The organism is Streptomyces katrae (genome assembly GCF_000966975.1).
Lineage (GTDB): Bacteria > Actinomycetota > Actinomycetes > Streptomycetales > Streptomycetaceae > Streptomyces > Streptomyces katrae.
Genome location: NZ_JZWV01001226.1, coordinates 1 through 5,540 on the forward strand (window position 1 = coordinate 1; position 5,540 = coordinate 5,540).

The window sequence follows — 5,540 nt, forward strand, 5'->3', positions numbered from 1 at the left end:
GTCCGCGGCCGGGGTGGCGGGGGCCGGCCAGGCCGGGGCCGCGGTGGCCGGGGGCGGTTCCGGGGCGGGGGTGCCCGAGAGGAGTTCCGTGTGGAGGGCGCGCAGGGCCGGTCCCGGGTCGGTGCCCAGGCGGGTGGAGAGGTCCCGGCGGACCGTTTCGTAGGCGGCCAGGGCCTCCGCGGGGCGGCCCGCCGCGCGCAGGGCCCGGATGCGCAGGGCCTGCAGGGACTCGTCCAGGGGGCGGCGGGCGCACAGTTCGGTCAGCTCCGGCAGGGCCTGTGCCGCTTCGCCCAGGGCCAGCGCCGCGCCCAGGCGGCCCCGCCGCGCGTCCATCCGTACGGCCTCCCAGCGCGCGGACTCGGCCGCCGGGTCGGGGAGGGAGGCCAGCGCGGGACCCCGCCACAGGGCGAGGGCCTCGTCGTACAGGGCCGCCGCCCGGGCGGGGTCCGCGGCGGCCGCGGCGGAGCGCACGAGCCCTTCGAAGCGGTACAGGTCGACGTCGCCCCGTTCCGCCTCCAGCCGGTAGCCGCCCTCCTCGGAGCGCACGGCCCCGTGTCCCAGGGCCCGCCGCAGCCGGGCCACCAGCGCCTGGAGCGCGGCGACGGCGTCGGCGGGCGGGTCCGCCTCCCACACCTCGGCGACCAGCAGTGCGACGGGCACGGTCCGGCCGGGACGCAGCGCGAGCGCGGTCAGGAGCGCGCGCAGGCGCGCTCCGCCGACGGCGACGGGGGTCCCGTCGTCGCGGACTGCCTGGGCGGGGCCGAGGATCGCGTAGCGCACCGGCCCATTCTCCCCCGGCCCCGGGGGGCCCACGGGCCGTCCGCCCGGGATAGGTTTCGCCGCATGGTTCACCAGGGTGGCCGCAGTGAGCGGCGTATCAGTTCCGTTTTCCTCGGCATCGTCGCCGTCATGGCGGTCACGGGCTGGGCGGTGTGGACGGGGTACGCGACGAGCCCGGGGCTGGCCGTGTTCCTCTTCGTCACCTCGGCGTGGGTGGTCTCGCTGTGCCTGCACGAGTACGCGCACGCCCGTACCGCCCTGCACGGCGGTGACATCACGGTCGGCGCCAAGGGCTACCTCACCCTGAACCCGCTGAAGTACACGCACGCGCTGCTCAGCATCGTGCTGCCGGTGGTCTTCGTGATCCTGGGCGGGCTGGGCCTGCCCGGCGGGGCCGTGTACATCGAGCGGGACCGGATCCGGGGCCGCTGGCGGCACAGCCTCGTCTCGGCGGCGGGCCCGCTGACGAACGTGGCCTTCGCCGTCATCTGCACCGCGCCGTTCTGGCTGGACGCCCTGGACGGGGTGCCGCTGTCCTTCCGCTTCGCGCTGGCGTTCCTGGCGCTGCTTCAGGTGTCGGCGGCGATCCTGAACTTCCTGCCGGTCCCGGGCCTGGACGGCTACGGGGTCATCGAGCCCTGGCTGTCCCACCGCGCCCGCCGCGAGCTGGCACCGCTGGCGCCGTTCGCGCTGATCGGGGTGTTCGCGCTGCTGTGGATCCCGGAGGTCAACGCGGTCTTCTTCGACGCGGTACGCGGTGTCCTGCGGGCGCTGGGCGTCTCCGACCTGGAGACGTACTGCGGCCGCGCCCTGTACCGCTTCTGGACCGAGCAGGACGGCTTCTGCGCCGTCCCGGCCGACTGACCGGCTACGCGGCGGCGCGCTGCTTCTCCGCCTTGGCCTTGCGCACGTAGAACCAGGCCATGTTGGACGTCACGCCGGCCAGCAGCACCCAGACGATCCCGAGGAAGCTGCCCTCCACGAAGGCGACCACGGCGGCGGCCACGGCAAGGACGCAGACGACAACGGCGAACACGGCAAGGCGGGGCATCCGGAACAGCTCCTCGGCAACACGGGACGGGGTCGAGCCCCTCCAGTGTCCCCCATCCCGCCGGGGCTCATTTCCGGCTTTGCCTGATCTTCCGCACTGCTCCCGGTTACGGTTCGCCCGGCGCGCAATACAGATCACGCGAGTGAAGAGCGACAGCCCGGTGCCCGGTCCGCACGGACCGGCGGGTCCGGGCAGGTGGGGGGAATGCGGTGCAGGAGATCCGGAAGGGCGCGAACGTCAGCCTGAGCGCCCTTGGTGAGGACGCCGGCTCGGTCGTGGTGAGCCTGGGCTGGACCAGTGCGTCGGGCGCGGGGGACGCGGACGTCTCCGTGCTGCTGCTGGATGAGAACGGCAAGGTCCGCAGCGAGAACGACTTCTACTTCTACAACAACCCCGCCGCCCCGGACGGGAGCGTCCAGCTCCTGGGCAAGACCCCCACCGACAGCGGGGACGAGGACCGCATCAGCGTGGACCTGACGGCGGTGCCGGCGGACGTGGCGCGGATCGTGGTGGCGGCCAGCCAGTACGGCGGGGCCCGTTTCGGCGACCTCGACGATCTGCGGATGACGGTCGCGGACCGGTCGGGTGAGCCGCTGGTGGGCTTCTCGATCGAGGACGCGGGCGTGGAGACGGCCTTCATCTTCGGGGAGCTGTACCGCAGGGGCGAGGAGTGGAAGTTCCGCGCCGTGGGTCAGGGGTACGAGACCGGGCTGGCCGGGCTCGCCACGGACTTCGGCGTCGTGGTCGACGAGGCCGACGAGGCCGACGAGGCCGGTGTGGCGGGCGGGAGCGACGAGACGGCCGAGGCCGAGGTGAAGGTCCTGGGTGACGGGACCACCGGCTCCGGGGGCTCGGCGGCGGGTGCGGCCGACACCCTGGAGGGGGCCGGCGGAGCCGTCGCAGGCGGCGTCGTCGAGGAGGCCGCGGGCCGGGCCGGGGACTCGCCCGTGCCCGCCGTTCCGGCGCAGTCGCGCGCCAGGAGCCCGCGCACGACCCGGAAGAAGGTCACCCTGCCCAAGGTGGTCGGGAAGTCCCTCGCCGAGAACGACTCCTGGCGGCCCGCGCGGCTCTTCCCCGTGCCGGCCCTGAAGAGCGACCGGGAGCGGGAGGTACGCGCGACCTCGGTGCTGCTGGCCGTCATGGCGCAGGTGCCGGAGCTGGGCCGCCGGCTGACCGCCGGTTTCGGTGCGCCCGCCGGGCGGATGCAGACCTTCACCGAGGTGTCCCTGCCCCACGGCGACACGCCCCGCCGCCCGGACGGTGTGATCCGGGTCGAGCGGGCGGGCAAGCTGTGGACGGCACTGGTCGAGACGAAGACCAACGGCAACCCGCTCAAGGCCGAGCAGGTCCAGGAGTACACGGACATCGCCGCGCGCCGCGGCTACGAGGCCGTCATCACCCTCTCCAACGACGTGGCGCTCGACGGGGCCCCGGTCGTGGACGTCAGGATCGACGGGCGGCGCAAGCACAAGGTGAGCCTCTGGCACCTGTCGTGGGCCGAGGTGGCACACCAGACGCAGCTGCTGATCCGGCACGAGGGCGTCGCCAACGCGGCGCACGCCTGGCTGCTGCAGGAGCTCCTGGAGTACCTCCAGCACGAGAACTCCGGCTGCCACGGCTTCCAGAACATGGGGCCCGCCTGGGTTCCCGTGCGCAAGGGGATCGACGACGAGACGCTCAGCGTCGGTGATCCGCGTGCGGTGGAGGTCGTGGAGAGCTGGGAGCGTCTGATCCGCCAGGTCTGCCTGCGCCTCGGCGGGGAGCTGGGGCAGAAGGCGCTGCCGGTGCAGCGGGCCCGGCGCGGCAGTGATCCGCGGGCGCGGCGGGTGGCCGCGGCGGAGCGGCTGTGCAGGGAGGGCCGGCTGACGGCGGAGCTGCGGATAGAGGGGGCGGAGCGGGTGATCGCGGTCACGGCGGACCTGCGGACGGCGAAGGTCCGCACCTCCGTGGACGTGCCGGCGCCGGCCGGCTCCTACCCGCTGACCACGGTGAAACGGTTGCTGCGGATGCTGGCGGAGGCCCCGGCCGACCTGCACGTGGAGAGCCTGGTGGAGGGCGGCGGCGGACCGCGCGGCACGCTGGAGCGGCTGCGGCCGGAGCCGGCGGACCTGCTGCCCAAGGACGGCGCGCAGCTGACCGGGTTCCGGCTGTCCCTGATCAAGGGGACGGGCACGGCCCGGGGCAACGCGGAGTCCGGGTTCATCCGCAGCGTCGACGACGCCGTGGAGCGCTTCCACCACGGCGTGCTGGCCCACCTGGGCGGCCTGGAGCCGCGCGCCGCCCGCAAGGGCTGAGGCCGCGTCCCCCCGGGCCCCGGGGCTCGGGGTCCCGGGGTGGGGCCGAGGGGGTCAGACGTCCGTGAGGCGCAGGCCCGCGTGGGCCTTGTAGCGGCGGTTGGTGGAGATGAGGTTGGCGACCATCGCCTCCACCTGGTGGGCGTTGCGCAGCCGCCCGGCGAAGACGCCGCGCATGCCGGGGATGCGGCCTGCGAGGGCCTGGACCAGGTCGGTGTCGGCGCGGGATTCGCCGAGGACCATGACGTCGGTGTCGATCTCCTCCACCGAGGTGTCCTGGAGGAGGACGGCGGAGAGGTGGTGGAAGGCGGCCGTGACCCGGGAGCCGGGGAGCAGGGCGGCGGCCTGCTGGGCGGCGCTGCCCTCCTCGACCTGGAGGGCGTACGCGCCCTGCTTGTCGAAGCCGAGCGGGTTGACGCAGTCCACGACGAGCTTGCCGGCGAGGTCCTCGCGCAGGGCCTCCAGGGTCTTGGCGTGGCCCTCCCACGGCACCGCGATGATGACGATGTCGCTGCGGCGGGCGCATTCGGCGTTGTCGGCGCCCTCGATGCCGAGGCCCAGTTCCCGTGCGGCGGTCTCGGCCCGGTCGGCGGCCCGGGAGCCGATGATCACCTTCTGGCCCGCCCGGGCGAGCCGGTAGGCGAGGCCGCGTCCCTGGTCGCCGGTGCCGCCGAGGACGCCGACGACGAGGCCGGAGACGTCGGGGAGGTCCCAGGGGTCCTTGGCCGGCGGCTTCTGCGTGCTGTCTGAGGAAGTCATGGGGGCGAGCGTACTGCCGGGTACGCCGGGGTCGAAGGGGTGGGAGTGGGACGAAGCGCTCCCGGGGGCCCGGCGCGTGCGGCAGGATGCGGGGCCATGGATGCCGTGAGGGTGGCTCTGTTGCGCGAGGTGCTCGCGGGGACGCCGTGGCCGGGTGAAGCGCGTCGGTTCGCCGGGTCGCTGCGGCGGGCGGTGGTGCCGGCGGGCGGTGGTCTGCTGCTGGTGGGGACGGAGCAGTACGAGCCCTGGCACCTGGCGGCCCACCTGGTGGACGAGGCCGCCTGGTCCGGGCAGCCGGAACTGGCGCCGACGCTGGTGCGGCACCGGGTGCTGCCGGGCGCGCCGCCGCACCTGTCGGTCGGGCTGGGCCGGCTGGAGGCGGCCCGGCGCGGGCACACGCTGCTGGTGGTGGCTCCGGAGCGGCCGGGCGAGGGGCTGCTGGAGCGGGTGCACGACGCCCGGCGCGCGGGGGCGACCGTGCTGTCGCTGGACGGCGGGGACGCGGACCTGGGCGCCCTCGCGCACGACGCGCTGTCGGTGCCGGCGGAGGACTGCGCCCTGGACCTGGACACCGTGCAGCACCTGGTCGGGGCGGCGGCCGGGGAGAACGGCCTGCCGGTGCGCAGGGGCGCGGGCGCGGCCACGGGCGTGCGGCG

General features: G+C 74.9%; 6 protein-coding genes. 3 read left to right on the forward strand and 3 right to left on the reverse strand.

Annotation, left to right across the window (positions count from 1 at the left end; all coding sequences use genetic code 11):
• A partial coding sequence (locus VR44_RS35305; RefSeq protein ID WP_045951736.1) for an AfsR/SARP family transcriptional regulator occupies positions 1–780 on the reverse strand: 780 nt, incomplete at its 3' end.
• Positions 781–843: 63 nt separating this feature from the next.
• Between VR44_RS35305 and VR44_RS35310 the strand changes: the two genes are divergently transcribed.
• Positions 844–1,644: a site-2 protease family protein gene (locus tag VR44_RS35310; protein ID WP_045951737.1), complete on the forward strand. Its 801-nt coding sequence runs from the start codon at positions 844–846 to the stop codon at positions 1,642–1,644.
• 4 nt (positions 1,645–1,648) lie between these two features.
• Here the strand turns inward: VR44_RS35310 and VR44_RS35315 are convergent, their stop codons facing one another.
• Entirely contained in the window at positions 1,649–1,831 is a 183-nt protein-coding gene (locus VR44_RS35315) for a hypothetical protein (RefSeq protein WP_045951738.1), read from the reverse strand.
• A gap of 218 nt (positions 1,832–2,049) precedes the next feature.
• On the opposite strand from VR44_RS35315, the gene VR44_RS35320 reads away from it, so the two are divergent.
• Positions 2,050–4,125, forward strand: a complete 2,076-nt coding sequence (locus tag VR44_RS35320; RefSeq protein ID WP_045951740.1) for a TerD family protein — start codon at positions 2,050–2,052, stop codon at positions 4,123–4,125.
• Positions 4,126–4,179: 54 nt separating this feature from the next.
• Here the strand turns inward: VR44_RS35320 and npdG are convergent, their stop codons facing one another.
• Positions 4,180–4,884: an NADPH-dependent F420 reductase gene (gene npdG, locus VR44_RS35325; RefSeq protein ID WP_045951739.1), complete on the reverse strand. Its 705-nt coding sequence runs from the start codon at positions 4,882–4,884 to the stop codon at positions 4,180–4,182.
• A gap of 96 nt (positions 4,885–4,980) precedes the next feature.
• Between npdG and VR44_RS35330 the strand changes: the two genes are divergently transcribed.
• Positions 4,981–5,540: hypothetical protein (locus tag VR44_RS35330; protein WP_045951741.1), on the forward strand; the 560-nt coding region annotated here is incomplete at its 3' end.

Coding starts and splice junctions, on each gene's coding strand:
- npdG (WP_045951739.1), bottom strand. CDS start 4,884: ATGACTTCCTCAGACAGCACGCAGAAGCCGCCGGCCAAGGACCCCTGG.
- VR44_RS35310 (WP_045951737.1), top strand. CDS start 844: ATGGTTCACCAGGGTGGCCGCAGTGAGCGGCGTATCAGTTCCGTTTTC.
- VR44_RS35315 (WP_045951738.1), bottom strand. CDS start 1,831: ATGCCCCGCCTTGCCGTGTTCGCCGTTGTCGTCTGCGTCCTTGCCGTG.